The 25870-nt window shown below is 71.9% G+C and carries 25 protein-coding genes; 10 read left to right on the top strand and 15 right to left on the bottom strand.

All coding sequences use genetic code 11. From position 1 onward, the window contains the following. Positions 1–114: 114 nt before the first annotated feature. The 3 genes from LJ657_RS35030 to LJ657_RS35020 form a co-directional block, all read right to left on the bottom strand. The gene (locus LJ657_RS35030; protein ID WP_232652939.1) at positions 115–588 is read right to left on the bottom strand and encodes an NUDIX hydrolase; all 474 of its coding nucleotides are present in this window, start codon (positions 586–588) and stop codon (positions 115–117) included. After that, positions 585–2123, bottom strand: a complete 1539-nt coding sequence (locus tag LJ657_RS35025; RefSeq protein WP_232652938.1) for an ATP-dependent DNA ligase — start codon at positions 2121–2123, stop codon at positions 585–587. Before LJ657_RS35025 ends, LJ657_RS35030 begins: the two co-directional genes overlap by 4 nt. Before the next feature lie 128 nt (positions 2124–2251). Next, positions 2252–3187, bottom strand: a complete 936-nt coding sequence (locus tag LJ657_RS35020) for an NAD(P)/FAD-dependent oxidoreductase (protein ID WP_232652937.1) — start codon at positions 3185–3187, stop codon at positions 2252–2254. Between the two features lie 80 nt (positions 3188–3267). On the opposite strand from LJ657_RS35020, the gene LJ657_RS35015 reads away from it, so the two are divergent. The 3 genes from LJ657_RS35015 (at position 3268) to LJ657_RS35005 (ending at position 6089) form a co-directional block, all read left to right on the top strand. Further along, positions 3268–3849, top strand: coding sequence for a helix-turn-helix domain-containing protein (locus LJ657_RS35015; RefSeq protein WP_232652936.1), 582 nt, complete (start codon positions 3268–3270; stop codon positions 3847–3849). A gap of 108 nt (positions 3850–3957) precedes the next feature. After that, positions 3958–4737 (top strand): LamG-like jellyroll fold domain-containing protein, encoded by a 780-nt coding sequence (locus tag LJ657_RS35010; protein WP_232652935.1) that lies wholly within the window; start codon positions 3958–3960, stop codon positions 4735–4737. After that, positions 4734–6089, top strand: coding sequence for an alpha/beta fold hydrolase (locus LJ657_RS35005; RefSeq protein ID WP_232652934.1), 1356 nt, complete (start codon positions 4734–4736; stop codon positions 6087–6089). The genes LJ657_RS35010 and LJ657_RS35005 overlap by 4 nt, the downstream gene beginning before the upstream one ends. A gap of 422 nt (positions 6090–6511) precedes the next feature. Here the strand turns inward: LJ657_RS35005 and LJ657_RS35000 are convergent, their stop codons facing one another. From LJ657_RS35000 to LJ657_RS34975, 6 genes are all read right to left on the bottom strand, one after another. Continuing rightward, a complete protein-coding gene (locus LJ657_RS35000; protein WP_232652933.1) occupies positions 6512–7639 on the bottom strand; it encodes a LacI family DNA-binding transcriptional regulator in 1128 nt (375 codons plus the stop codon). A 181-nt stretch (positions 7640–7820) separates the two neighbouring features. Further along, positions 7821–7964, bottom strand: a complete 144-nt coding sequence (locus LJ657_RS34995) for a hypothetical protein (RefSeq protein WP_232652932.1) — start codon at positions 7962–7964, stop codon at positions 7821–7823. A 128-nt stretch (positions 7965–8092) separates the two neighbouring features. Further along, complete coding sequence (locus LJ657_RS34990) at positions 8093–9754, bottom strand: serine/threonine-protein kinase (protein ID WP_232652931.1); 1662 nt, start codon at positions 9752–9754, stop codon at positions 8093–8095. A 168-nt stretch (positions 9755–9922) separates the two neighbouring features. Beyond that, a complete protein-coding gene (locus LJ657_RS34985; protein WP_232652930.1) occupies positions 9923–10939 on the bottom strand; it encodes a zinc-dependent alcohol dehydrogenase in 1017 nt (338 codons plus the stop codon). An 11-nt stretch (positions 10940–10950) separates the two neighbouring features. Beyond that, the gene (locus tag LJ657_RS34980) at positions 10951–11811 is read right to left on the bottom strand and encodes a fumarylacetoacetate hydrolase family protein (RefSeq protein ID WP_232652929.1); all 861 of its coding nucleotides are present in this window, start codon (positions 11809–11811) and stop codon (positions 10951–10953) included. Positions 11812–11865: 54 nt separating this feature from the next. Further along, positions 11866–12690 carry an IclR family transcriptional regulator gene (locus LJ657_RS34975; RefSeq protein ID WP_232652928.1) on the bottom strand — a complete coding sequence of 275 codons (825 nt, stop codon included), beginning with the start codon at positions 12688–12690 and terminating at the stop codon, positions 11866–11868. Positions 12691–12737: 47 nt separating this feature from the next. Between LJ657_RS34975 and LJ657_RS34970 the strand changes: the two genes are divergently transcribed. Further along, positions 12738–14453 (top strand): IlvD/Edd family dehydratase, encoded by a 1716-nt coding sequence (locus tag LJ657_RS34970; RefSeq protein WP_232652927.1) that lies wholly within the window; start codon positions 12738–12740, stop codon positions 14451–14453. 712 nt (positions 14454–15165) lie between these two features. Here the strand turns inward: LJ657_RS34970 and LJ657_RS34965 are convergent. Continuing rightward, positions 15166–16377 (bottom strand): trans-sulfuration enzyme family protein, encoded by a 1212-nt coding sequence (locus LJ657_RS34965; RefSeq protein WP_232652926.1) that lies wholly within the window; start codon positions 16375–16377, stop codon positions 15166–15168. Between the two features lie 100 nt (positions 16378–16477). Between LJ657_RS34965 and LJ657_RS34960 the strand changes: the two genes are divergently transcribed. From LJ657_RS34960 to LJ657_RS34935, 6 genes are all read left to right on the top strand, one after another. Then, positions 16478–16975, top strand: a complete 498-nt coding sequence (locus LJ657_RS34960; RefSeq protein ID WP_232652925.1) for an Lrp/AsnC family transcriptional regulator — start codon at positions 16478–16480, stop codon at positions 16973–16975. A 340-nt stretch (positions 16976–17315) separates the two neighbouring features. Further along, positions 17316–18293 carry an NADPH:quinone oxidoreductase family protein gene (locus LJ657_RS34955; protein ID WP_232652924.1) on the top strand — a complete coding sequence of 326 codons (978 nt, stop codon included), beginning with the start codon at positions 17316–17318 and terminating at the stop codon, positions 18291–18293. Then, entirely contained in the window at positions 18290–19471 is a 1182-nt protein-coding gene (locus LJ657_RS34950; RefSeq protein WP_232652923.1) for an acyl-CoA dehydrogenase family protein, read from the top strand. The genes LJ657_RS34955 and LJ657_RS34950 overlap by 4 nt, the downstream gene beginning before the upstream one ends. Beyond that, entirely contained in the window at positions 19468–20541 is a 1074-nt protein-coding gene (locus LJ657_RS34945) for an acyl-CoA dehydrogenase family protein (RefSeq protein WP_232652922.1), read from the top strand. The genes LJ657_RS34950 and LJ657_RS34945 overlap by 4 nt, the downstream gene beginning before the upstream one ends. A gap of 181 nt (positions 20542–20722) precedes the next feature. Beyond that, entirely contained in the window at positions 20723–21583 is an 861-nt protein-coding gene (locus LJ657_RS34940) for a phosphatidylinositol-specific phospholipase C/glycerophosphodiester phosphodiesterase family protein (RefSeq protein WP_232652921.1), read from the top strand. A 111-nt stretch (positions 21584–21694) separates the two neighbouring features. After that, the gene (locus LJ657_RS34935) at positions 21695–21889 is read left to right on the top strand and encodes a hypothetical protein (RefSeq protein WP_115914139.1); all 195 of its coding nucleotides are present in this window, start codon (positions 21695–21697) and stop codon (positions 21887–21889) included. A gap of 17 nt (positions 21890–21906) precedes the next feature. On the opposite strand, the gene LJ657_RS34930 is transcribed toward LJ657_RS34935, so the two are convergent. The 5 genes from LJ657_RS34930 to LJ657_RS34910 form a co-directional block, all read right to left on the bottom strand. Then, positions 21907–23058: a phosphodiester glycosidase family protein gene (locus LJ657_RS34930; RefSeq protein ID WP_232652920.1), complete on the bottom strand. Its 1152-nt coding sequence runs from the start codon at positions 23056–23058 to the stop codon at positions 21907–21909. Between the two features lie 192 nt (positions 23059–23250). Beyond that, positions 23251–23610: a DUF779 domain-containing protein gene (locus LJ657_RS34925; protein WP_232652919.1), complete on the bottom strand. Its 360-nt coding sequence runs from the start codon at positions 23608–23610 to the stop codon at positions 23251–23253. A gap of 51 nt (positions 23611–23661) precedes the next feature. Then, positions 23662–23925 carry a hypothetical protein gene (locus LJ657_RS34920; protein WP_232652918.1) on the bottom strand — a complete coding sequence of 88 codons (264 nt, stop codon included), beginning with the start codon at positions 23923–23925 and terminating at the stop codon, positions 23662–23664. Positions 23926–23965: 40 nt separating this feature from the next. After that, positions 23966–24517, bottom strand: a complete 552-nt coding sequence (locus LJ657_RS34915) for a GNAT family N-acetyltransferase (RefSeq protein WP_232652917.1) — start codon at positions 24515–24517, stop codon at positions 23966–23968. A 12-nt stretch (positions 24518–24529) separates the two neighbouring features. Further along, positions 24530–25807 (bottom strand): YhgE/Pip domain-containing protein, encoded by a 1278-nt coding sequence (locus LJ657_RS34910; protein WP_232652916.1) that lies wholly within the window; start codon positions 25805–25807, stop codon positions 24530–24532. Positions 25808–25870 lie beyond the last annotated feature (63 nt).

Here is a 25870-nt window from a genome sequence, read left to right as displayed (position 1 = left end):
GTGCGGTTATTCGGGTTCGCCTCGCGATGTCCGCGCCGGCCACCCTGCTGTTCTGCTGTTCTGCCGGGGGTCCGGGGGCCCGCGGCGGAGCCGCTGACGGCACAGCCCCCGGAATCATGCAGTCTCCGAGTGCTCCGCCAGCCGGTCGAGAAACGCGGACTGCGCCTTGACGATCACATCCCGGGCGCGGTCGAGCCCGAACCACTCCACCCGGTCCAGTTCGGGGAACTCCCGGGTCTGCCCGGACCTCGGCGGCCACTCCATCCGGAACGTGCCGGGGGCGATGGTCGCCGGGTCGAGATCGGCCTCGACCGCCCAGGCCGTGACGGTCTTGCCGCCCGTCTGCCGGACCTCGCCCAGCGCCACCGGCGCGCCCTCGGGCGGCGCCAGCCCGAGCTCCTCCTGGAACTCGCGCCGGGCCGCGTCCCAGGCCGTCTCCTCCTCGGGCTCGTACTCGCCCTTCGGGACGGTCCACGCCCCAGCGTCGCGCTTGGCGAAGAACGGGCCGCCCATGTGACCGAGCAATACCTCCAAGCCGACCTCGGTGTGCCGGAACAACAGCAGGCCGGCGCTGCGCCTGCCGCTCATGGCTTCACCTCCGGGTGCGCGGCGAGCAGCGTCTCGACCGTGTCCGCCTCCTCCGGCCGCTTGTCCTCGCGGTAGCGGACCACGCGGGCGAAGCGGAGGGTGACGCCGGCCGGGTAGCGGGTGGACCTCTGCAGGCCGTCGTAGGCGATCTCGACGACGAGTTCGGGGCGTACGGTCACCACGTGGCCGTTGGTGTCCGTGGCCAGCTCCTGCAGACGCTCGGTCTGCCAGGTGAGCATCGCGTCGGTCATGCCCTTGAAGGTCTTGCCGAGCATGGCGAAGGTGCCGTCGGCGGTGCGGGCGCCGAGGTGCAGGTTGGAGAGCTTGCCGGTGCGGCGGCCGTGGCCCCACTCGGCGGCGAGCACCACCAGGTCGAGCGTGTGCACGGGCTTGACCTTCAGCCACGACGCGCCGCGCCGGCCGGCGCTGTACGCGGCGTCGAGGCCCTTCACGACGACGCCCTCGTGGCCGCGCTCCAGCGTGACGGCGAGGAAGCGCTCCGCCTCGGCCACGTCCTGCGGGCCGGACACCAAGGCCCGGCGGACCCGCATCGGCTCGGGGACCAGCCGGGCCAGTTCGGCGTGCCGTTCGGCGAAGGGCAGGTCGAGCAGGTCGCGGTCGTCGACGGACAGCGCGTCGAAGAAGACGGGGGAGACGGGGACCGTCTCGGCGGCCGTCGCCACGTCCACGCGCGAGCCGACGCGCCCGGCCGTCTCCTGGAAGGACCGCGGCCGCCCGTCCGCCCCGAAGGAGATCACCTCGCCGTCCAGGATGAACCGGCGCCCGTTCAACTCCAGTGCCGCGGCGGTGAGTTCGGGCAGCCGGTCGGTGATGTCGTCGAGGGTGCGGGTGTAGATCCGTACGCTGTCGCCGTCCCGGTGGACCTGCACGCGGATGCCGTCCAGCTTCTCCTCGACCGCGCACGCGCCGAGCTTGTCGACCGCCTCGGCCACCGAGGAGGCGCTGTGCGCCAGCATCGGCAGGACCGGGCGGCCGACGGTGAGCCGGAAGCGGTCCAGGGCCGCCGGCCCGTCGGCGAGCAGCGCCTGCGCCACCGTCTGCAGGGAGCCCGCGAGCATCACCGCCCGGCGTACGTCCGCGGGCGGCGCCTCGGTGGCCTGTGCGAGGCCCTCGACGGCGACGGCGTCCAGGGCGCCCTGCCGTACCTCGCCGGTGAGCAGCCCGAGCAGGTACCGCTGCTCGTCCTCGGTGGCCGCGCCCATCAACTCCCCTACCATCCGGGCTCGTTCGGCCTGCGAGCCGGTGCCCGAGACCTTGCCCAGCTCGCTGAGGAGGGCGTCCACCTCGCGCACGGCGAGGCTGGGTTCGCCGGCCGGGGCGACCGGGCGGCTGAGAACCTTCCAGCCGACGCCGAGCCGCCCCTGCGGGAGCCGTCCCGCCAGATACGGGATCACGATCGGTACGTCGTCCGCCTCGGCATCCCGGAACAGCTCGGCGAGCAGAGCGATCTTCCGGGACCGCGCCGAGGTGGCGGCGACCTCCTGGGACACGTGGGCCAGGCGGGCTAGCAGCATGCCAGCCATGGTGCAACGCGCTCCGCCGGGTTACACCCGGGGAAACGGGTCGGGTGTCGACGGCGGGTCCGTTGCGGCTGGTCGCGCCCACGCGGCGGAAGCCGCATATCGATACGGCCCCGCGCCCCTCAGGAGCTTGCGTCGAGGTCGGTGATCAGCAGCTCCCCGTTGAGCGTGGCGCCCGCGCGGTAGCCGCCTGCCGCCGCGTTCACGACCTGCTCGGCGAAGCCCATCACGTTGCCCACGGCCCAGACGCCGGGCACGGTCGTCAGGCCGGTCGGATCGACCACGGGGTACGCGCCGAACGGCGTCTCGTGGAGTTCGGCGCCGAGGCGTCGCAGCAGATCCGTCTGCGGGACCGCCCGGGGCGCGATGAAGACGACCTCGCGGGCGTGGGTCGTACCGTCCGCGAGCCGCACTCCGGTGAGCCGGTCGTCCTTCGTCACCAGTTCCGCGACCTCGCCGGGCACCACCTTCACCCCGGCCGCGGCGAGTCGGCGCAGGTCGTCGTCCGACAGTTCCTCCTCGGCCACGGTGTGGAGGAAGAGCGTCACGTCCTTCGACCACTGGGACACCATCAGTGCCTGGTGGACGCTCAGCGCGGTCGTGGCGAGCACGCCGAAGGCCCGGTCGCGGACCTCCCAGCCATGGCAGTACGGGCAGTGCAGTACGTCCCTTCCGAAGCGCTCGGCCACGCCGGGCACCGCCGGCAGCTCGTCCCGCAGGCCCGTGGCGATCACGAGCCGCCGTGCGCGCACGGTCCGGCCGCCCGCGAGGACGACCGCGAAGTTCGCGTCCTTCGTGACGTCCACGGCCCGGTCGCGCACCAGTTCCACGCCGTACCGTGCGATCTCCTCCCGGCCGATCGCCAGGAACCCGGCGGGTGGCATGCCGTCCCGTGACAGATAGCCCTGCATATGGGCGGCGGGCGCGTTGCGCGGTTCGCCCGCGTCGACGACGAGCGTGCGGCGCCGGGCCCGGCCCAGGACCAGCGCGGCGGAGAGCCCCGCCGCGCCCGCTCCGACGACGATCACTTCGTACTGCTCGCTGTGCTTCTCGGTCATGGGTGACCACCTCCACGCCCGAAGGTCTCCCGATGGCTGCCGTATTGACAAAGTCGTTTGCCGAAACTGCAATGTCCTCCATGAACGGCGACGACACGGACGAGGTGCTGGCGGAGGTCGGACCCCGGCTGCGGCGGATCCGCAAGGAACGGGGCGCCACGCTCGCCGGGCTGTCGGCGGCGACCGGCATCTCGGTCAGCACGCTGTCCCGGCTGGAGTCCGGGCTGCGCAGGCCCAGCCTGGAGCTGCTGCTGCCGATCGCGCGGGCGCACCAGGTGCCACTGGACGAACTGGTCGGCGCGCCGCCGGCGGGGGACCCGCGCGTACGGGGCAAGCCCCTCGTGCGACACGGCCGCACCTTCTGGCCGCTCACCCGGCAGCCCGGCGGCCTCCAGGCATTCAAGGTGCTGGTACCGCAGGGCACGGAGGAGCCCGAACCGCGCAGCCATGAGGGCTACGAGTGGCTGTACGTCCTGTCCGGGCGGCTGCGGGTCGTGCTGGGCGGGCACGACGTCGTCATGGCGGCGGGGGAGGCGGCCGAGTTCGACACCCGGGTGCCGCACTGGTTCGGGTCGACGGGGGAGGGGTCGGTGGAGTTCCTGAGCCTGTTCGGGCCGCAGGGGGAGCGGATGCATGTGCGGGCGCGGCCCAAGCGGTCGTGACGGGCGGGGTCGGTACGACAACTCGGCGCCGCAGCCCGGCCGTTGGCCCTTCCGGTACCAGCCGGCACCGGCCTGTGACTGCTGTGACGGGTGTTGCACACTGGGCCCATGACACGCATGAGGAAGATCGTCGCCGCGCTGTCAGCCGCATCGGCCGCGCTGCTCGCGACACCCCCCACCGCCTCCGCCACCCCCTCTTCGCACAAGATCCTCTTCAGAGAGAACTTCGACCGTCTTCCCCTCGGGCCGGTCACCGCGGGCCGTGGGTGGACCGCCGACACGTCCAACGGCTCGCTGACCGTCGAGCCGAGCGCCACCGGCCACGGACACGAACTGCGGCTCCACACGGAAGGCAACGGCCGCGCCTTCCTCGCCCTGTCCGGTCCCGCACCCGCGGGCAACAGCTTCTGGGCCCGGTTGCGGCTGCGCGTGGACCGCTTCCCCGCGGCTCCCGACTGGGCACACTGGACCATCGCCGAGGCCTCGGGCTCCGATGTCCCCACGCTGGTACGCCCGTTGGGCGGCCAGTACGTTCCCACCTCGAAGGCCAACTTCTGGGGGGTCGGCTCCGACCTGGGCCCCACCGGGGACTGGACCGCCTGGAACACCTCCGCTCCCGCCACGGCCGGGACCTGGCAGTGCGTGGAATTCCACCTCGACGCGACCGACAACCGGGTCACCGTGTATCTGGACGGCGCCGAGCGGCCCGAGTTGACAGTGTCGACAAAGCAACACGGCGGCACGGCGGGCGACTTCGTCTTCCCGCGCTTCGACAAGCTCAAGCTGGGCTGGCAGTTGTACCAGGCCGACCCCACTCCCTCCTCGTACGACTTGCACATGGACGACGTGGCGCTGAGCAGCAAGCGGGTCGGCGGGTGCGGCTCATGACGGGACGTCTGCCGCGCAGGGCGGTGCTCGGCGGGATCCTCGGCGGGCTCGCCCTGGGGACGTCGCCGGGCCCGTCCGCTGTCGCCGCCGTACCGGGTCGGGAGCCGTATGTGCCGCTGGCCGTGGGCCCCGGCGGCGGTCCCGCCGGGTCGGATCGGGTTCATGTGCTGAAGGTCGGTCCTGACGCGGCGCAGACCGTACTGGTGCTGGTCCCGGGCATGTTCGGGGCCGCGAACGACTTCCGGCTGCTCGCCCGGGACCTCGTCGCCGCCCTGCCCGGAGTGCAGATATGGGCGTTCGACCGGCGTGAGGAGAATCTGGCCGACCGCACCGGATTCGCCACGGCGGACCCGGCGGCGTACTACCTGGACGGTCACTACCGGTCGTTGGACCCTGCCGACGCGGGCTTCGCGGCACGCTGGGGTCTGGCCCGCACCGTGACGGATCTGCGCACCGTCGTGCGGGCCGCGGCCGGCGGGGGCCGGCGCCGGGTCGTGCTCGGCGGCCACTCCTGGGGCGCCACCACGGCGATGGCCTACGCCGCCTGGGACTTCGACGGCAGCCCCGGCCACCGGGGCCTGTCCGCCCTCGTCCTCGTCGACGGCGGGGTGCGCGGGGCCTTCGAGGGGACCGGGGAGCCGGTGCACAACTCGCCGGAGGAGGTGCACGAGCGGCTGGCCGCCATCGACGGCGGAGCGGTCTTCGACCTGACCCTGAGCGGGGTCGGGCTGGGCAGCCGGGCGGAGAGCACACAGATCTGGTACCAGCTCGCGGGCTGGTACGCCCACCGGGACCCGGAGGGCCGCTCGGTCCTGCAACCCCGGATGCCCGACGCCCTGCGGCCGCCGCAGCCCGTCACCAACGCCGGACTGCTCGGCACGCTGGTGGACGCCTCATTCGGCTGGCCGAACGACATCAGCGTCCACTCCGGTCACCTCGCCGCCAGCGGTGAGGTCCGCGACTGGGTCGACAAGGGAATCACTCCCGTCGCCCGGGTCGCGTCGGCGTACGCGGGCGGCCCCGAGCCGGCCGTGTGGCAGTGGTACTGGCCGGCGAGGCTGTCCGTGGACCTCGACGTCACGGATCCGTACACGGACACCGACCTGGCCCACTCGCTGGGCCTGAGGCTGCGGCACGCCTCAGCCCTGGACATCCCGCTCTACGCCTTCCAGACCAGCTACGCCAAGGGCACGATCGTGTCGTCGGCCCAGGAGGTCGTGGCCAACTCCCGTATCCCCTACGCGGCTTACGAGACGGACAACGGCATGAACCACCTCGATCCGCTGTTCGCCGCCGCGCCCCACAATCCCCTGACCCGCACGCTGGCACCCTTCCTCGCCGGGCTGCGCTGAGCACGAAGGGTCCGTACGGCCGGCCGGCTCACGGCAGCCTGATGAGCGCGATGCTCTCCGCCCGTGCGACGGTCAGCCGTGTGCCGTCGGCGTGGAGGGCGGCGACGGGGGCACGCGGCGACGACCGAAGCATGCGGGCCTGACGGGTACGCGGACCTCGGGCCACTCCGCGACGATGCGGCCGGTCGCCGTGTCGAGCAGTCGCGGCTGGCCGTGCAGGGACCCGACCTGATCGCGGCGGGGCAGGGGCAGCACACCCGGGTCGGCCTCGGGGACGGGGTTGCGGCGGAGCCAGTGGTCTGGCGGCCCTGTGGCGCCGGGCCGTTGGGGCCGCTCGTGGTCGGGTGCGCGATCAGCACAGTGGCTCCTTGCGGCGCCGCGCGCCGTTCATCGGCTGTTGTCGGCCGGGACGCGCGAAAGGTTCAGCGGTCGGCGGACGGGCCCCCGTCCGGCAGCGTGGGGGCACGGGAGGCGGTGCGCCGCCCGCGGGCCGGGGTCTTCCGGCTCGACGGCGGCGGCACCGTCGAGGCGCGAACGATGAGGTCGACCGTCGGACCACTCGGCGGCAAGGGCTCTGCCTGCGGGTTCTCGATGGCATGCACCAGCCGCTTGAGCCCTTCCTGCGCCACGGCGTCGAACGGTTGCCGCACCGTGGTCAGGGGAGGAGTCACATAGGCGGCGACCGGGATGTCGTCGAAGCCGACGACGCTGACGTCCTCCGGTACGCGCCGGCCGGCCTCGGTCAGCGCGCGGATCAGACCGATCGCCATGTCGTCGTTGGCGGCGAAGACAGCGGTGACGCCACCGTCCTCGGCCAGTTGCCGCCCCGCCTCGTAGCCGGAGGCGGCGGACCAGTCGCCCACGACGACCGGGGGTATGTCCCTGCCCTGTGCGGTCAGGGCCGCCTGCCATCCCTTCATGCGGTCCCGGGCGGCGTACCACCGCTGCGGGCCGGCCAGATGATGGACCGTCAGATGGCCCAGGTCCAGCAGGTGTTCGGTGGCCGTCCGGGCCATCAGGTCGACCCCGCCGCCCGCGGTCAGCACCATGGGCGCCGTGACGGACGGCGGTGCAGCGATGACGAGGACCGGAACGTCGAGGCGGAGGGAGAGTTCTCCGCCGTGGCCCTGCTCGTCGATCGGCTCGGAGATGACGATGCCGTCCACGCCCTGATCGAGGAGCGAGTCCATGGCGCCCGCGACGCCCGCCGGATCGCCCTCCATGGTGTTGACCACGCGGAGCGCGTAACCGGTGTCCCGGACGACGCGCTCGACACCCATGAGCAGCGAGGCGGGCCCGTACAGCGCCGTGCCCAGCGTCACCACGCCGATCGAGTGGGTGCGCCCGGAGGCCAGCGCGCGGGCGGCGTTGTTGCGCCGGTAGCCGAGCCGCTCGGCGGCGTCGAGAACCCGCCGGCGGACGTCGGCGGAGACGTACGGCTCGTCGTTGAAGACCCGGGAGACCGTCTTCTGCGAGACACCCGCGAGCCGGGCCACGTCCACACTGCGCACCGCGGCGGAGCCTGCGCCCCGCCCTGTTCCTCGCGTCATGGTGCCTCCCGGTGGCCGCTCGATCGAGCTCAATCATGCCATTCGCAGCCCGGCCGATCTTGCGTCTGACTGCGCTGTCATGTTTGCGTAGTCGTGTCCATGCGGGCATTGGGGTGGCGTCAAGACATCGGAACGTGTCCGGCACCTGGGGGTGGTGCAGCGGGCCGAGCCGGACCCGGCTCTACAGGATGCCGATGTTGGTGAGCGGGATGTTCCAGTCATTGCTCTCGACATCGCCACGGCCGTCCCGAGCCGCGGCCGGTACCGCGAACAGCATCAGCCCTGCGACGGCAACGGCCAGGGCGGCGGCGACACGACGCTTCACGGTTCCTCCTCCACGACGGCAGTGCCGCCCACCCTGCTCCGCGCCGGCGGCCCCGCCCGCCCGGACACGCCGCGCGACCCGAGGAATCAGCCGCTCGGTGGCGGCACCCTCTCGCCGCGCCGTCGCCGTCAGCGCGTCGACAGCTCGGACGCCGTGAAGCGCTCGAAACCCGCGTGGAAGGCCGTGCCCCGCGGGTCGGTCGCGCTGTAGTGGAAGGCGGCCAGACCGCAGCCCCGCGCGTCGAAGGCGGCTCCGGTGTACGAGGCGACCCGCTTGCCGTCCACGGCGAGCTCCACCTTGATCAGGCCGGCGCCGGCCGGCGAACAGATCATCGACATGTCGACCTGCTGCTGACTCTCCACCTTCAGCCCCACGTCCGCCAGGTCGGCCTCGACGACCCGGTCGTGCTGGAAGGCTCCCTTGAACCGGAACTCCCGGACGATCACAGCCTCCTGACCTGTCGTCAGGTAGGTCGCCCAGCGGGAGCCCCTCCGGTAGTCCCCCGAGCCGTTGCACCACAGCCCGACCCCGCCCTCGCCCCCGTACCACTCCGCCTGGGTGCTCAGCCGTACCGCGAACGACGACGGCTCGAAGGGCGCCTGCGGCCACACCTCCAGCTCGGTCCTGGGATCCACCAGCATGGTCCCGCCCTGGTGCGTGATCCTCGCCAGGGACGGGTCCTTGTGCGACCAGTCGCCCGAGTCCGTCAAGTCATCCGTGTACGAGAGGGGCTGGGAGCCCGCGGAGGTCGCGGACTTGGGGGAGTTCATGGACCTCCCCGACGACGCGGAGGAGGACGTGGCGGACGAGCCATGGGTGCCCCCGGAGGAGGTGGTGCTGAGCACGATGGCAAGCAGCACCGCCGCCGCGGCACTGCCGGCCGCGAATCCCCACAGACGCAGCTGCCTGCCGCTCGTGCCGGGGCCGGCGCCGCCCCTGCCGCGTCCGGACGGTGGCGGTGGCTGTGGAGTCCCCGACTCCGGCTGCGCGCTCTCCGTCCCCTCCGCCGCCCCCGCGAGCCGGGTGACGAGCTGGGCCGCCGTGGGACGCTCCGCCGGGTCCTTGCGCAGACAGTCGGCGATGACCGAGCGGACCGGCTCCGGCACCGCCGTGAGATCCGCGTCGCGCTCGCACACGGCGACGAGCACTTCGTAGCCACTCTCCCCCTCGAAGGGATGCCGTCCGGTGGCGGCGAAGTACAGGGTGCCGCCCAGCGAGAACACGTCGGTGGCGCCGCTGACCCGGAGCGACCTGACCTGCTCGGGCGACATGTATGCGGGCGAGCCGAGCACACTGCCCGGTGTGGTGAGCGCCGACTCGAGCAGCCGGTCGTCGCGGGCGATACCGAAGTCGATGATCCGCGGCCCGTCCGGGGAGAGCAGGATGTTGGACGGTTTGATGTCCCGGTGCACGACACCGACCCGGTGCACCTGGGCCAAGGCGTGGGCGACGGTCAGCGCCACGGAGTGGAGCCGCCCGGAGGTCAGCGGGCCGCTGGCCGCCACATGCTGGTGGATGGTCGGACCTTGGACGAACTCGCTGACGATGTACGGGTTCCGCCCGGACAGGTCGGCGTCCAGGACCCGCGCCGTGGCCAGTTCACCGACCCGGCTCGCCGCACCGAACTCCCGGCGTACCCGGGCCAGCGCGACCTCGTCGTACTCCTTGCCCGGCAGCAGGAACTTCACCACCACCTGCCGCCCGGCGCGGTCCCGGGCGAGCCACACCACCCCCTGCCCGCCCCGGCCCAGCTCGCGCTCGCAGACGTACCCGCCCACCGACAGCTGCATCCGTGGATCCATGCCCCCGCCCCCAAGCCCCGCCCCCGCTTCATGGCTCCTGTCCAGGGTATCGGCCGCCCCGGAGCGTGACAGGGCTCTTGGCCGGGTCTTTTGCGAGCGGAAGCCCCGGGTGACGCCGCCGTGACGTAAGCCGACGGCAGTCTGTGCGCCTCAGGTTCAGCCCAGACGCGGATCCACATGGATCTTGGGGCCGGGCCCGGCGGCGGGCGGGCGCTCGCCCGCGAGTACGGGGCCTGCGTCGTCGAGGCCCACGGTGGCGGCGACGAGCGGCCTGGGGTCGACGGATCCGGCGGCGTACGCGCGGATGGCGGCGTCGAGGCCGGGGGAGGCGGACAGGATGCCCACCGCGGTGACGTCCTTGAGGGCGAGCGTGCGGGTGTCGATCCTGCTGGGTTCGCCGGCCAGCCCTATGTACACGACCCGTCCGGAGGGCTCGACCGCCTCCAGGGCCCTGTCCGGCAGATGGGCCGCGTTCGAGGCGTCGACGACCGCGTCGAACGGCAGGTCCGGCAGGGACTCCTCCGCCCAGACGTGCTCGAAGCCCAGCTCGCGGGCGAAGGCGAGGGAGCCGTCGGTATTGCCCATGAGGTGGACTTCGGCACCGGCCGCACGGAGGAACATCGCGGCCAGCAGTCCGATGGTCCCCGGTCCCAGGACCAGAGCGCGGTCCCCGGGGCGCGGTGCGGCGGCCTGTGCGGCGCGCAGGGCGTTGCCGCCCGGCTCCACCAGCGCCCCGAGCACGGCGTCGACGGAGTCGGGCAGCGCGTGCAACGACGAGGCGGGGACCGCGAGTTGCCCGGCCAGGGCACCCGGCCGGTCGCCGCGCACGCCGACCTCCTGCCGCTTCTCGCACACGTGCTGGTGGCCGCGCAGGCAACGGCGGCACGCACGGCAGCCCAGCATGGTGTCGCCCATGACGCGCCGCCCGAGCCAGCCGCGGTCGACGCCGTCGCCGACCGCCGCCACACGCCCCGCCCACTCATGACCGAGCCGCATCGGGTAGGCGGCGTGGCCCTGGTGGAGATAGGCCATCGCGCCGGTGAAGAACTCGACGTCGGTGCCGCACACACCGACCCGCTCGACGTCGACGACGACTTCGCCGGCGCCGGCCACCGGTGCGGGGACCTCCTGCACGGCGTACCTGCCCGGCCCCGTGAGGACGAAGGCGCGCATGAGGCGAGTGCTCACCGGGGCCCGAGCACGTGCTGCCGCTGGGTGCCCAGGTGCTGGATGCCGAGTTCCATGACATCGCCCGGCTGGAGGTACACGGGTGGGGTGAGGCCCATGCCGACACCGGGCGGGGTGCCGGTGTTGATCAGGTCGCCGGGTTCGAGGACGAGGAACTGGCTGAGGTAGTGCACGATGAAGTACGGGTCGAAGACCATCGTCTTGGTGTTGCCGGTCTGCCGGCGGACCCCGTTTACGTCCAGCCACATGTCGAGCGCGAGGACGTCCTCGATCTCGTCGGCGGTGGCCAGCCACGGGCCCGCGGGGTTGAAGGTCTCCGCGGACTTGCCCTTGGCCCACTGCCCGCCCCGCTCCAGCTGGAAGGCGCGCTCGCTCACGTCGTTGACGACCACGTATCCGGCGATGGCCTCGCGGGCCTCCTCGACCGAGTCCAGGTAGCCGGTGCGCCGGCCGATGACGATGCCGAGCTCCACCTCCCAGTCGGTGCTGGTGGACCCGCGCGGGATCCGCACGTCGTCGTTCGGGCCGACCAGGGTGTTGGGCGACTTGGTGAACAGGATCGGCTCGTCGGGCACGGCCATACCGCTCTCGGCCGCGTGGTCACGGTAGTTGAGGCCGATGCACAGGATCTGGTGCGGGCGGGCGACGGGCGCGCCGATCCGCTCCCCGGCGAAGCGTGACACCTGCCCGGCCGCCGCCCGCTCCGTCACGACAGGGCGGACGCGGTCGAGGCCGCCTGCGCCGAAGAACGCCTCGTCGAAGTCGGTGACGACGTCGGAGAGGTCCACGTAGGTCTCGTCGTCGATGCGGGCGACGGGCTTTTCGGCGCCGGCGGCGCCGATGCGCATGAGGTACACGAGGTCAGTCTCCAGGGTGGGTTCGGGGGATTGAGGAGAGGGGCACGGGGGGCTTCAGTGGTGGGGCTCGCCGAGGGGACCGAGCAGGGCACGGATCTCGCCGGCCGCCTCGACCAGGGTGCTGAGCGACGTCCGGTACGCCAGGGCACTGACACTGACGGCTCCGGACGGCATCCGCGGCGAGGTCGCGTACACCGGCAGGGCAAGGCAGTTGACGCCCGGCTCGTTCTCCTGGTCGTCGAGGGAGTAGCCCCGTTCGCGTATGGTCCGCAGGTCGTGGTGCAGGTCCTCGGCGGTGCACAGGGTCTGCGGGGTGCGGCGCTCCAGGGGAGAGTCACCGATCCAGGCCTCGACCCCCTGCAGGGTCTCCAAGTGCCGGGCCATCAGCAGCTTTCCGACACCGGTGGCGTGCGCCGGGTTGCGGCCGCCCACCGTCGAGCTGAGCCGGACGGCACCGCTGGGCGGATCGACCTTGGCGCGGTAGACGACCTCACGGCCGTCGAGGACCGCGTAGTGCGCGGTCTCGCCGAACCGCTGGGCCAGCGCTTCCAGGACCGGGCGGACGCGGACGTGATCGGGCCGGGCCTCGTGGTGGGCGAAGGCCATCCGCAGGAACTCGTCCCCGAGCGCGTAGTGGCCCCGGGCGTCCTGGCCGGCGAGACCCGCCCGGCGCAGGGCCGCAAGCGCCCGGTGCACGGTCGGCTTGGGACTGCCGATCACCCGGGTCAACTCCTCAAGCCCCACGCCCTCGGGATACCGGGCGAGCTCCTTGAGAACGGCGAGCACCCGGTCCGACCCCACAAGCCGGCTGCTGTCGGCGCCGGTTGAGCCGTCCGTGCCGGGGTCTGTCGGTCCCCCGTACATCTGCGTACGCTTCATGATGTTCCGGACTCTAGAGCGCCGTACCGACTATTGGAAGAGGCTCCATGGTGACGCTCCGCAGCGCCCAGTGGTACGAGGGGCAGGACCGCAACGCCTACATCCACCGGGCCTGGATGCGGCGGGGCGCTCCCGATGACGCCTTCACGGGCCGCCCGCAGATCGCCATCGCCAACACCGCATCCGATCTGACCCCCTGCAACGCCCACCTGAACGAGGTGGCGGCCTCGGTCCGCAACGGCGTGTACGAGGCCGGCGGCATCCCGCTGGACCTGCCCGTGGTGTCGCTGGGCGAGACGAACGTGCGTCCCACGGCCATGCTGTGGCGCAACATGGCGGCGATGGCCACGGAGGAGATGCTCCGGGCCAATCCCATCGACGGCGTCGTCCTGCTGGGCGGCTGCGACAAGACGATCCCGTCGCTGCTGATGGCCGCCGCCTCGGTGGACCTGCCCGCGGTCGTCGTGCCCGGCGGCCCGATGCTCACCGGAACCTTCCGCGGCACTCCGCTGGGCTGCGGGACCGACGTGTGGCGGCTCTCGGAGGAGGTCCGCGGCGGCACGCTCTCCCAGGAGGAGTTCACCCGCTCCGAGTCGTCGATGATCCGCAGCCGCGGCCACTGCAACACCATGGGCACGGCCTCCACGATGGCCCTGGTGGCCGAGGCCCTGGGCACAGTCGTGCCGGGCACGGCCGGAACTCCCGCCCCCGACAGCCGACTTCTGGAGGCCGCGCACCGCACCGGCCGACTGGCGGTGGACATGGTGGGCGCCGACCGGCGGCCCGGAACCTTCCTCACCAAGGCGTCCTTCCACAACGCGATCGTCGCCCTCGCCGCAGTCGGAGGCTCCACCAACGCGGTGGTCCACCTCCTCGCCATCGCGGGCCGCCTCGGCGTCGACCTGACCCTCGACGACTTCGACCGCATCGGCTCCCGCGTACCGGTCCTCGTCGACCTCCAGCCGGCCGGCCGCTTCCTCATGGAGGACTTCCACCGCGCGGGCGGCCTGCTCGCCGTGCTGCGCGAGGTACGCGACCTGCTCGACCCCCACGCCCTGACCGTCACCGGCAGACCCCTGGCCGACTTCCTCGACGACGCCCCGATCTGGGACACGGACGTCATCCGCCCCCGCGCCGAACCACTCGTCGCCGAGGGCGGAATCGCCGTCCTGCGCGGCAACCTCGCCCCCGACGGGGCGCTGATCAAACCCGCCGCCGCCTCCCCGCACCTGCTCCAGCACCGGGGCCGCGCCGTCGTGTTCGACTCCATCGAGGACTTCCACGCCCGCATCGACGACCCGGACCTCGACGTCGACGCCGACAGCGTCCTCGTCCTGCGCGGCTGCGGCCCCAGGGGCTACCCCGGCATGCCCGAGGTGTCCAACATGCCCCTGCCGAAGAAGCTCCTCGAACAGGGCGTCCGCGACATGGTCCGCGTCTGCGACGGCCGCATGAGCGGCACCGCGTACGGCACCGTCGTCCTGCACGTCGCGCCGGAGGCGGCGGCCGGCGGCCCCCTCGCGCTGGTGCGTACCGGGGACGTCGTCTCCCTCGACGTCGAAGCCCGCCGCATCGACGTCGACGTACCCGCCGACGAACTCGCCCGCCGAACCCCGAACAAGGCCACCGTCACCGGCTTCGCCGACCCCCGCCGCGGCTGGGAACGGCTCTACGTCGACCATGTCCTCCAAGCCGACACGGGCGCCGACCTGGACTTCCTCGTCGGTTCCAGCGGCTCGGAGGTCACGCGCGAGTCGCACTGAGCGGCGCATCTCCTGGCCCGCCCGGCATGGATCAGTTCGGGCAGCGGTGTTGACACCCGGTTGTGCGAGGCCGAATCAGCTGGCCTGCACACATGACTTGAAACGTTTACGGTCCGTCGACAGTTGAGGTCGGCGATGTCGCACATCTCCCGCCGCTCCGCTCCGCGCTCCGCCATAGGTGCGGCCCTCGCGCCAAGCTCCTCGATCGGCGACGACCTCGGCGGTGGCGTCACCTGCCTCTGCGGGCGCCCCTCCGGGAGGGTGAGGGACGGCTGCACGCCATCGTGCCGCAGGCCGCCTCAGCGGCCTGCGGCTTCGCGCCCGCCTTCGGCATGCTGATCGGGCCCCGGCTGGTGCGGGGCCAAAGCGCGGCGGTGATGCAGCCGGCGTCCAAGGCGCTGATCCACGAGGCGCGCTGCAACCCGGTCCGGCGCAGCCGTGCGGTTTCAACTGGGCCCGCGGGCGGGGATCTGGTTCCGTTCTCCCGGGTCGCCCGCTCGCCGTGCCGGAGCCGCCCTTCGACGACTGAACGGGACAGATCGTCCATGCCCATGGGCGGTCTGGCCTCCGGGGTGGTCGAGGCGGGTGCCGATGATTTCGACGCCGACCGACGCCGACCGGATGCCCCGACGAGGAGCTGGAGCGGGTCGCAGGCCCCATCGAGGCCCACGGCTCACCAGAGGCGTTTCCCGGTGGGTCTGGCCCGGGCGGTTTACACGTGGGACACGCCCGCCGGTGCCTGAATCGGACGGTGTGTGGCGAGTGCCCGGTCGAGATCGGTCATCAGGTCCTCGGCGTCCTCCAGCCCGATGGAGAGTCTGACCAGGCCGGCGGCCGGGCGGGCGTCCGGGGCGACGGGCCGGTGCGTCAGCGACGCCGGGTGTTGGATCAGCGAGTCGACGCCGCCCAGGGAGACCGCGTGGGTGAACAGGCTGACCGTCGAGGTGACGTGCACGGCCTGGTCGAAGCCGCCGCGGAGGTCGATGGAGATCATCGCCCCGGTGCCCCTCAGCTGCCGGCCGAGCAGCCCCTGCGTGTCCCCCTCGATCCCGGGGAAGTGGACGCGGGCGACGCTCGGGTGGGTCGTCAGCCATGCGGCGATGCGCTGGGCGTTCGCCTGCTGGGCCCGTATCCGAACGGGAAGCGTGGCGAGTCCCCGGTGCAGGAGATAGGCACCCAAGGGGTGGAGCAGGCCGCCGGTGATCGCGCGGACCCGGCGCAGCGCGGCTGCCTGCTCGTGGCCGCAGGCGATCACACCGGCGATGACGTCGCCGTGCCCGCCCAGGTACTTGGTGGCGCTGTGCAGGACCATCGCGGCACCGAGGTCGACGGGATTCTGCAGGACAGGCGTCGCGAACGTGTTGTCGACGAGAACCGGAACGCCCTGGGCGGCCTCGACGACGGCACGGATGTCGACCAGTTCGAGGGTTGGGTTGGCGGGCGTCTCCAGCACGATCATCGCCGTGTCCGGGCGGATGGCGGCGGCGACGTCCGGCGCCGAGCAGTAGCTCACCTCGGCACCGAGGAGGCCCGAGGCCAGCAGGTGGTCGGTTCCGCCGTAGAGGGGGCGGACGGCCAGGACATGGCGGCGGCCGGTCTCCTTCATGGTCGTCAGGATCGCCGCCGTCATCGCCGCCATGCCCGAGGAGAACGCCACGGCGGCCTGGGCGTGTTCCATCTGGGCCAGCGCCGACTCGAACCGTGCCACGGTCGGGTTCCAGAGCCGCGCATAGACGGCTCCGCCGTCCGCGGTCGGCGTCCCTCCGCTCGCCATGGCCTCGTAGGACAGCCCGCCGGCCTCGATGTTCGGCAGCGGGTTGGTCGACGACAGGTCGAGGGGCAGCGCGTGGACGCCGAGCTCTGTCAGGTCCTCACGGCCGGCGTGGACGGCCAGGGAGTCGAGTTGCAGATACGCCGAAGTCATGCCCCAGAGGGTGAGGCGATCCACAATCTGTCGCAAGGGTTGTTGTGGAAGCCGTGACCTCGGTCGCAATATTGGTGCAGATTCACCAAGAGGAGGCCTTATGGCGGACCAGCAGCTGAAGAAAACACAACCCGCTCCGGCGGCTCTCGACGGCACCGACCTGGCCATTCTCGTCGCGCTCGTGGAGGACGGCCGGATGACCAACGCCGCGCTCGCGGCCCGGGTGGGCGTCGCCGAGTCGACCTGCGCATACCGGGTCCGTGCGCTGCGGGAATCGGGAGTCATCGCCGGGATCAACGCCCGACTGGATCTCGGCGCACTCGGCCACCCGATCCACGCCATCATCAAGGTCCGCCTGGGCAGCCACAGCCGCGAGCACGTCCGTAACCTCTATGACCGACTGGTCAAGGTGCCGGGAGCCCTGACGGTCTGGCACGTCGGCGGCGACGACGACTTTCTTCTCCATGTGGCCGTGGCCAGTCCGGAAGAGCTTCGAGACCTCATCCTGGAGCACGTGACCGTCCACCCGATGGTGCGCCAGACCGAGACCCAGCTGGTGTTCGAGGTCCGCGACGGCCGTGGCGTGCTGCCCGGGTGAACTCGGGCTGCCGCGGGAGAAGGTCACCTTCGTGCCGTCCGGCGCATGGGCGGGCTCGTCGTCGCCCACGCGCGCGTGCCGCACTCGAAGAGCTGATGGGACCGCTTCGCGGCGCGGTCGTAGTCGTACAACGGCTCGGTGCTGCCGCCGCGTGTGGTGAGGGCGTCAGTCGTGGATGCTCTGCGCAGGGCGGTCCCGCAGACCGGCCACCGAGGCGCAGCCCACGTCGCCGACAGCACCCGACCGGTGTTGTTCCGTGGGAGGTGTTTCCCGATGGGCAAGCGACCGCTTAGTATGCGATGGACCCCGGTCAGACAGAGCAGTCCCCTGGAGGCACCGCATGCAGGCATGGCAAGTGCACGAGAACGGCGAGCCGAGCGAGGTGATGCGGCTCGAGGAGGTGGAGCGGCCCACGCCCGGTGACGGCCAGGTGCTGCTGAAGGTGCGTGCCGCGAACATCAACTTCCCGGACGTGCTGATGTGCCGGGGCCACTACCAGGTGCGCCCGCCGCTGCCGTTCACGCCGGGCGTGGAGATCTGCGGCGAGACCGAGGACGGACGGCGGGTCATCGCCAACCCCGCCCTGCCCCACGGCGGTTTCGCCGAGTACGCCGTCGCGGACGCGGCCACCCTGCTGCCCGCGCCCGAATCGCTGGACGACGCCGAGACCGCAGCCCTGCACATCGGCTACCAGACCGGCTGGTTCGGTCTGCACCGTCGCGCTCACCTGGAAGCAGGCGAGACGCTGCTCGTCCACGCTGCCGCAGGAGGGGTCGGCAGCGCGGCCGTGCAGCTCGGCAAGGCCGCCGGCGCGAGGGTCATCGGGGTCGTCGGCGGTGCCGACAAGGTGGCCGCGGCCAGGGAGTCGGGCTGCGACGTCGTCATCGACCGCAAGAGCGAGGACGTCATCGCCGCCGTCAAGGAGGCCACGGGCGGCCGCGGCGCCGACGTCATCTACGACCCCGTCGGCGGCGAGGCCTACACCCAGTCGACCAAGGTCGTCGCCTTCGAGGGGCGGATCGTGGTCGTCGGCTTCGCCAGCGGGACGATCCCCAGCCCAGGGCTCAACCACGCCCTGGTGAAGAACTACTCGATCCTCGGCCTGCACTGGGGCCTGTACGGCGCCAAGAACCCGAAGCTGATCTCACACTGCCACGAGCAGCTCACCGAGCTGGCCGCCCGGGGCGCCATCAAGCCGCTGGTCAGCGAGCGCGTACCGCTGGCCGGGGCCGCGGCCGCCGTACAGCGCGTCGCCGACGGCGTGACCACCGGCCGGGTGGCCGTCCTGCCGTCCTTGGAGAACGGAGCCGCCGCATGACCGGAGCAGCCGAACTGCGCAGCCGTACACGGGAGTTGCTGGCCGCAAACCCACCGGCGACCACCGACCGCCTGGACTTCCTCAAGGCCCGCTTCGACGCGGGACTGGCCTGGGTGCACTACCCGGAGGGCCTGGGCGGGCTCGGCGTGCCCCGCTCCCTCCAGGCCGTGGTGGACGCAGAGCTGGAGGCCGCCGGCGCCCCCGACAACGACTCGCGCCGCAACGGCATCGGGCTCGGCATGGCCGCTCCGACGATCCTCAGGTACGGCACCGAGGAGCAGAAGCAGCGCTATCTGCGTCCCCTGTGGATCGGCGAGGAGGTCTGGTGCCAGCTGTTCAGCGAGCCCGGCGCCGGCTCCGACCTCGCAGCCCTCGGCACCCGGGCGGTCCGGGAAGGCGACGAGTGGGTGGTCAACGGGCAGAAGGTGTGGACGTCCGGCGCGCACAACTCCCGCTGGGCCATCCTCATCGCCCGCACCGACCCGAACGTGCCCAAGCACGCGGGCATCACGTACTTCCTCTGCGACATGACCGACCCCGGCGTCGATGTCCGGCCGCTGCGCCAGATCACCGGTGAGGCCGAGTTCAACGAGGTCTTCCTCACCGACGTCCGTATCCCCGACTCCCGCCGCCTCGGCGAGATCGGCGACGGCTGGCGGGTCGCGCAGACCACTCTGAACAACGAGCGCGTCGCCATCGGCGGCATGCGGCTGCCCCGCGAGGGCGGCATGATCGGCCCGGTCGCGAAGACCTGGCGCGAGCGCCCCGAACTGCGCAGCCACGACCTGCACCAGCGGCTGCTGAAGCTGTGGGTGGAGTCCGAGGTCGCCCGGCTCACCGCCGAACGCCTGCGCCAGCAGCTCGTCGCCGGACAGCCCGGCCCCGAGGGCGCCGGCATGAAGCTCGCCTTCGCCCGTCTCAACCAGGAGCTCAGCGGCCTGGAGGTCGAACTCCTCGGCGAGCAGGGCCTGTTGTACGACGACTGGACCATGCGTCGCCCCGAACTGGTGGACTTCACCGGCCGCGAGGCCGGCTACCGATACCTCCGCTCCAAGGGCAACAGCATCGAGGGCGGGACCAGCGAGGTCCTGCTGAACATCGTCGCCGAACGCGTCCTGGGCCTGCCCTCGGAGCCGCGCACCGACAAGGACGTCGCCTGGAAGGACCTGGCTCGATGACGGATCTTCTCTACTCCGAGGAGGAAGAGGCCCTGCGGTCCGCCGTGCGGGACCTCCTCGCCGACCACTGTGACGCGCCCGGCGTCATCGCACGCACCGAGTCCGACGCCCCGCACGACCTCGCGGCCTGGAAGGCCCTCGCCGACGGCATGGGCCTGGCGGGCCTGCTGGTGCCGGAGTCGAAGGGCGGCCAGGGCGCCACGCACCGCGAGGCCGCCGTAGTGCTGGAGGAGCTGGGGCGCGCGGTCGCCCCCGTGCCCTACCTCACCAGTGCCGTCGTCGCCACCGAGGCCCTGCTCGCCTGTGACGCCGACGACCTGCTCGCCGAGCTGGCCTCCGGACGGAAGATCGGCGCCCTCGCCGTCGCGCTGAGTGTCGCCCCGGGCGGCGTCCACAAGGCCGTACGGGTCGAGAACGGCGCCCTGTACGGCGAGCTCACCGGCATCGCGGACGCCGCCGCGGCCGACGTGCTGCTGGTGCCGGCCGAGGACGGCGGTCTCTACGCCGTCGCTGCGGACGCCGCGACCGTCACCCCGCAGACGTCCTTCGACCTCACCCGGCCCCTCGCGACCGTCACCCTCGACGGAGCGGCCGCCCGCCGTATCGGTGACGCCCAACCCGCCGTAGGACGTGCCCTGCGGGCGGGAGCCGGACTGCTCGCCTCCGAGCAGTTCGGGCTCGCCGACTGGGCGTTGACGGAGACCGTGCGCTACCTGAAGGAGCGCAAGCAGTTCAACCGGCCCGTCGGCGGTTTCCAGGCGGTCAAGCACCGCCTCGCCCAGCTCTGGCTGGAGGTCGTCAACCTCCGCGCCGCCGCCCGCAGTGCGGCCGACGCGCTCGCCACCGGCGAGGACGTCGAGGTCGCGGTCGCCGTCGCGCAGGCATACGCGGCGCCGGTCGCCGTGCACGCCGCCGAGGAGGCGCTCCAGCTGCACGCCGGCATCGGCATGACCTGGGAGCACCCGATCCATCTGAACCTCAAGCGGGCCAAGGCCGACTCGATCGCCTACGGCACGGCCGGCGCCCACCGGTCCGACGTGGCCGAACTGGTCGACCTGCAGGCACCCTGACGCCCCCTGGCCGTCACCCGGTGAAGCCCGCCCCACCTGGGGCGGGCTTTTTCCCGCGCCTGCGCGGAAGGAGTGAACGGACAGCGGCAGTCCGGCCAACTCCTGGCAGGCGCAGGTCCATTGGCGCTCTTCCCGCCCGATACTCCCTGTGGTCCGGACCCGCCCCACAGGGAGGCAGAACATGGCCCTCGGCACCCGCCGCGGAGCCCTCACCGCGTTCGGCGCCACGCTCGCGGCAGTGCTCGCCCCGCCCGCCGGCACCGCGTTCGCCGGCGGACACCAGCCCCGTCCCCCGCTGTGGCGCGCCCACGCCCACAACGACTACGAGCATCCGCGCCCCCTCTTCGACGCCCTCGACCACCGCTTCGGCAGCGTCGAGGCCGACATCTTCCTCGTCGGCGACCAGCTCCTCATCGGCCACACAGAGAGCGACCTCGACCCGACCCGGACCCTGGAGTCCCTCTACCTCGACCCGCTGGCCGAGATCGTCAAGGCCAACCGCGGTTCCGTGTACCGGGGTTACCGCAGGCCGCTCCAGCTGCTCATCGACATCAAGACCGAGGGTTCGTCGACGTACCTCGAACTCGACCGCCACCTCCAGCGCTACACACACCTGTTCACCACCTACGCGCACGGGTGCGTCCACCCCGGCGCGGTCACCAACGTCATCTCCGGCGACCGGGCGGCCCGTACACCCATGGAGGCCCAGACCGTACGGCGGGCCTTCTACGACGGTCGGCTCACCGACCTCGGCACCTCGGCGCCCGCCTCCTTCGTCCCGCTGATCAGCGACAACTGGCAGCTCAACTTCACCTGGCTCGGCGAGGGCGCGTTCCCCGACGCCGAGCGGCAGAAGCTGCGCGGCATCATCGGCCAGGCGCACGCACGCGGGCAGAAGGTGCGCTTGTGGAACACCCCCGACCTGGCCGGCCCCGCCCGCGACGCGCTCTGGACGGAACTGCTCGCCGCGGGCGTGGACTACTTCAACACCGACGACCTCGCCGGCCTTGAGGCGTTCCTGGACGCCCACCGGTCGGCGTAGACACCACACGTTCGGCGGACAGGTCAGCCGCCCGGACGAACCCTCCGCTACGCCACACTTACGGCCGAACGCCGCGAACCGGAAGTGGCGGCGCAGCGGAGGAGGTTGACAATGGCGATTTCCATCTCAGTGGTGGTGCTGCTGCTGGTCCTGGCGGTGATCTTCACCCGCAACGGCGGACTGAAGATCTCCCACGCCCTGGTGTGCACGCTGCTCGGCTTCTACCTGGCCGGCACCAACATCGCGCCCACCATTCACAGCGGCGTCACGGCGACGGCAGGCATCGTCAGCAGCCTCAGGCCCTGAGGTCCAGGAACTCCTTCTCAGGACGTCGAGAACACCCCGATGCCGTTCGGGACCGGCCGTTCCGCGTCGCCGGACGGATGATTCCGTACGGAGACCGTGGCCGCCCCGGGCACCCGGGCGACCAGGGTCGTCGATCCGCCGCCGTCCAGACTGAAGGCGTCGGTCGAGCCCAACGCCCGCATGGTGTCGGCCACTTCGGCGATCGTCAGGCCCTTGCGGTAGGCGGGCGCACCGTCCAGTGCGAACAGCAGCAGCCGCTTCCCGCCGTTCGCGATGCCGACGGCCGTGCGTACGGCCCCGGCCTTGTCGTCGAGGCCCGCGAGTGGTTCGCCGCCCTTCAGGACCGGGTAGCCGCCGAGCGCGAAGCTGTACGCCTTCCGGGTGGTGGCGGAGACCAGCCCGTGCGTCACCGTCACCGGCTCGCCCTTGAAGAACTTCCGCAGCCGCTGCGCGCCCGCCTCCCGGCCGACGAGCACCGTGGTCCCCGCGGCGATGGCCCCCTTGCCCGGAGTGCCGGAGGTGGAGACGACGCGGCCCTTGCGGACCGTCACCTCGTAGGTGTCCGAACTGCAGGCGGCCGCCCGGTCGGCGTCCGCGCCGCAAGTGGCGCGGACCCGGGAGACGCTGCCCCAGTCGGAGGTGAAGGCGCCGACCGAACCCTCCGGCAGCGCGAACTGGTTGAACCCGCCCAGCGGCAGCCGCCCCGCCGGAGTGCGGACCGATCCGGAGAGGGCCAGACGGTCCAGCCGGGCCCTGCGGTCGACGCCCACGCCGAGCACGTCCCGGGTGGTCGTTCCTGGAGGCAGTTCCGGCCCGAAACGCTGCCCGTCCGGCACCGACGCCTTGAGCACATGCCCGTTCGCGATCGCCGGTCCGTCGGTCGAGCCCGTCACCTCGACGCCCGGGTGCTGGCTCTCGGAGATGTTGAAGAAGTCGCCGTTGATGCCGGCGACAGCCCCTTGCGCGTCGGCCATCCTGGAGACGGCGGCACGTGCGGCCACGGCTCCGGGATACAGCAGGCCGAGGCGTACGTGCCTGTTGCGCAGGTCCACGGTGAGCAGATGGGCGTGGGTCACGCCCCTGGCCCCCTGGACGTCGAACTGCTTGTAGGTGACTCCCGGCGCGAGCGCGGTGCCGCTCTCCACACCACTGGCCGGTGCCGCCCCCACCAGGGCCGCACCGGCCAGCGCGCCGAATGCCGTGAGAAACGCCAGTGCCGATCTGACCGGCGTCCGAACCGCTTCCTCGGATCTGCCTGCTGCGAAACGCTTTTGACGATGCTTCACAGTTCCCCCTGAGGGATCGTCAACTGTCTCAGGTCTCAGGGGAAGTGCATCAGATCGCGGTGGACCGCGGGACGCCTATGCGCCGACTACGCGAGAACGGGTGAGAAAACGCACCCCCTCGGGTGCTTCCAGCGAGAAACCGCTGCCGCGGCCTGCTACGACGTCCACGATCAGCCGGGTGTGGCTCCAGACCTCGTACTGGCTGCGCGCCATCCAGAACGTCACCGGCTCCGGCACCCCGTCGACCTGCAGTTCCGCGAGCAGCACGTCCGAGCCGCCGGTGCGGAACTCGCCATCCGGGTAGCACATGGGCGCGCTGCCGTCGCAGCAGCCGCCGGACTGGTGGAACATCAGCGGGCCGTGTGTGGCACGCAGACGGCGCAGCAGGTCGGCGGCCGCGGGGGTGAGTTCGACGCGTGGGGTCTCCTCATGCATGGGATCAGGGCACCACGGCGGAGGTTGCGAGAGGGTTGCAGCCCCCTCGCCTCACTGGGAGTGGCGCGCCGCCACGAACACACTCAGCCGGTACGTGGTCGGCTGCCTCAGCCGTCCGCAGAGCGTGTCCACGCGAGCCGTCGACCAGTTCATCCGCCGGTCCGTGGCCCGCAGACGCCGGAGCTGCGCCCGCCATTCGGACTCGTCCTGAGTCTCGAAGACGACCTTCCAGTGGCCGGGCTCGAGAGCGTCACGTTCGGCTGCGTGCCGCCGTTCTTCCCGTTCCCGGTGTTTTCGCTTTCGCTGCCCTGGCACCGAACCAGTATCGTCTGCGCACCCCACCGCAGTAGGACGACTACGCTTGCCCGGGCGCCGCGTAGCACCGGACCGACACCGTCTGGTCCGGTGCCCAGTGCTGCTCGACGACATCGAGCAACTCCCAGCCCAGGCGCTCGTACAGGGCCGTCGCCGCGGTATCGGAGTCGACGACGTCGAGCACGGGGTGCAGCGCCAGTGTCCGGGCCTCCTCGACGGCCCGCGCCAGCAGCGCGGCCCCCAGCCCGTGCCCGCGTGCGTCCGGTGATACGAACAACCGGCCGACCACGGCGGTGACGTCGACGCCCACCCCCGTGCGGGCGGCCCATACTCCGGGTGCCCCGTCCCCCTCGGCGGCCCGGGACAGGCTGAGATGCCCGACCACACGGCCGTCGAGCTCGGCCACCCACGCCGCCAGCAGAGCGCGCGGGGTCAGCCAATCGGCCGGATGGTCGGGCCAGTTGACGGGATAGCCGCTGTGGCGGTGCACGGCGGCGAGACCCTCGACGCAGGCGGCGAGGTCACGGTCGGTCCGCGGCCGGACGAGACCGGACGGGCCACCCTGCGGCGGGTACGGCTGGGAGGTCCTCATGATCAGCCAGTATCAGGTACGGGCATGGACCGGCTGCGGCGTCAGGCGTTGGTGCCCCTTGCGGTCGTAGTACCGCGTCATCGCGAAGCCGAAGAGCAGGCCCAGTGCCGCGCCGATCGCGATCATGATCCACGAGCGGATCAGGCCGGCGTCCCCGCGGGCCTCGAAGTACAGGATGGCGCGGACCCCGTCGCTGAGCTGGCGCATGGGCTCGAAGTGGGACAGGAAGCGGTAGAACCCGGGAATGGCCTGGAGCGGGACGGTGGCGCCCGAGGACGGCAGACCCAGGACGATGAACACGAACATGGACACCAGCTGGCCGATGCCGCCGAAGGCCGCGTTGATGGCCTGCACGCCCAGGCCGACGGCGAGGGAGGCGCAGTAGGAGTAGATCCACAGCAGCGGGATGTGGCTTGCGTCCATGCCCAGCAGGACGATGGTGGCCAGCATGACCAGGGAGACGCTGATGACGGTGATGCCCGCGGTCATCGCCATCTTCAGCAGCAGTGTCTGCGTGCGGTTGATCGGGACGGTGGGGCGCCGGGTGTGCCAGGGGCCGATCTCGTTGTCGGCGTAGCCGAGGGCGGTGTCGACGGCGTTGCTGATGACGTTTCCGCCGAGGAAGCCGGCCAGGACGAGCAGCAGCGTGTAGTAGAAGGCGCTCAGCCCGAGGCCGCTGTGGCTGCCGATCGGGTGTCCGACCTGGGTGACGACGTTCACCGGGTCGGCCAGCAGCAGCTTGGTCGTGGAGTTCGCCTGCCTCCCCGCGGCCGCGGTGAGTTGTTTTCCGATGGTCTGCGAGGCCTGGTGCGCCGTGGCCGTGGTGATCTGACTGGCGAGGGACGAACCCAGGCTGCCCTTGCCGGGGTTGGTGAGCACCGTCATCGTCGGGCGAGCGGTGGCCCCGGGCGTGGTCAGTGCGGTGATGGACGCGGTGAAGTCGGAAGGGATGACCAGGGCGCCGTAGACCTTGCCGGAGTCGAGGTCGTCCTGGGCCTGGGCGAGGGTGCGCGTGCGCCACTGGGCCTTGTCGCTCGACCTGTCGGCGGTGATGGCGGCGGCGATCTGTGTGCCAGCGTTCTGCCTCTGCCCGGCCGGCGGCCTGCCGGTGTCGGCGTTGACCAGGGCGATGGGCAGATGGTGCAGATCGCGCTGCGGGTCGACGATGCCGCCCATGTACAGCAGGGCCAGGAGGAAGGCGAGCAGTCCGGTCAGGACGGTGGGCATGAGCCACAGCTTGGGGCGGCCCAGCAGTGTGGCGGCACGGGCCTGGGGGCTGGCGTCGGCCATGGTTCTCCGTAGGTCGGGGGACGGAGCGTCCTAGCAGGGCGGGTGGCGCCCCGAGGGGCAGCA

Origin of the sequence: Streptomyces guryensis (genome assembly GCF_021261325.1) — a bacterium.
Taxonomy (GTDB): domain Bacteria; phylum Actinomycetota; class Actinomycetes; order Streptomycetales; family Streptomycetaceae; genus Streptomyces; species Streptomyces guryensis.
This window is presented reverse-complemented; position numbering and strand designations above follow the sequence as displayed.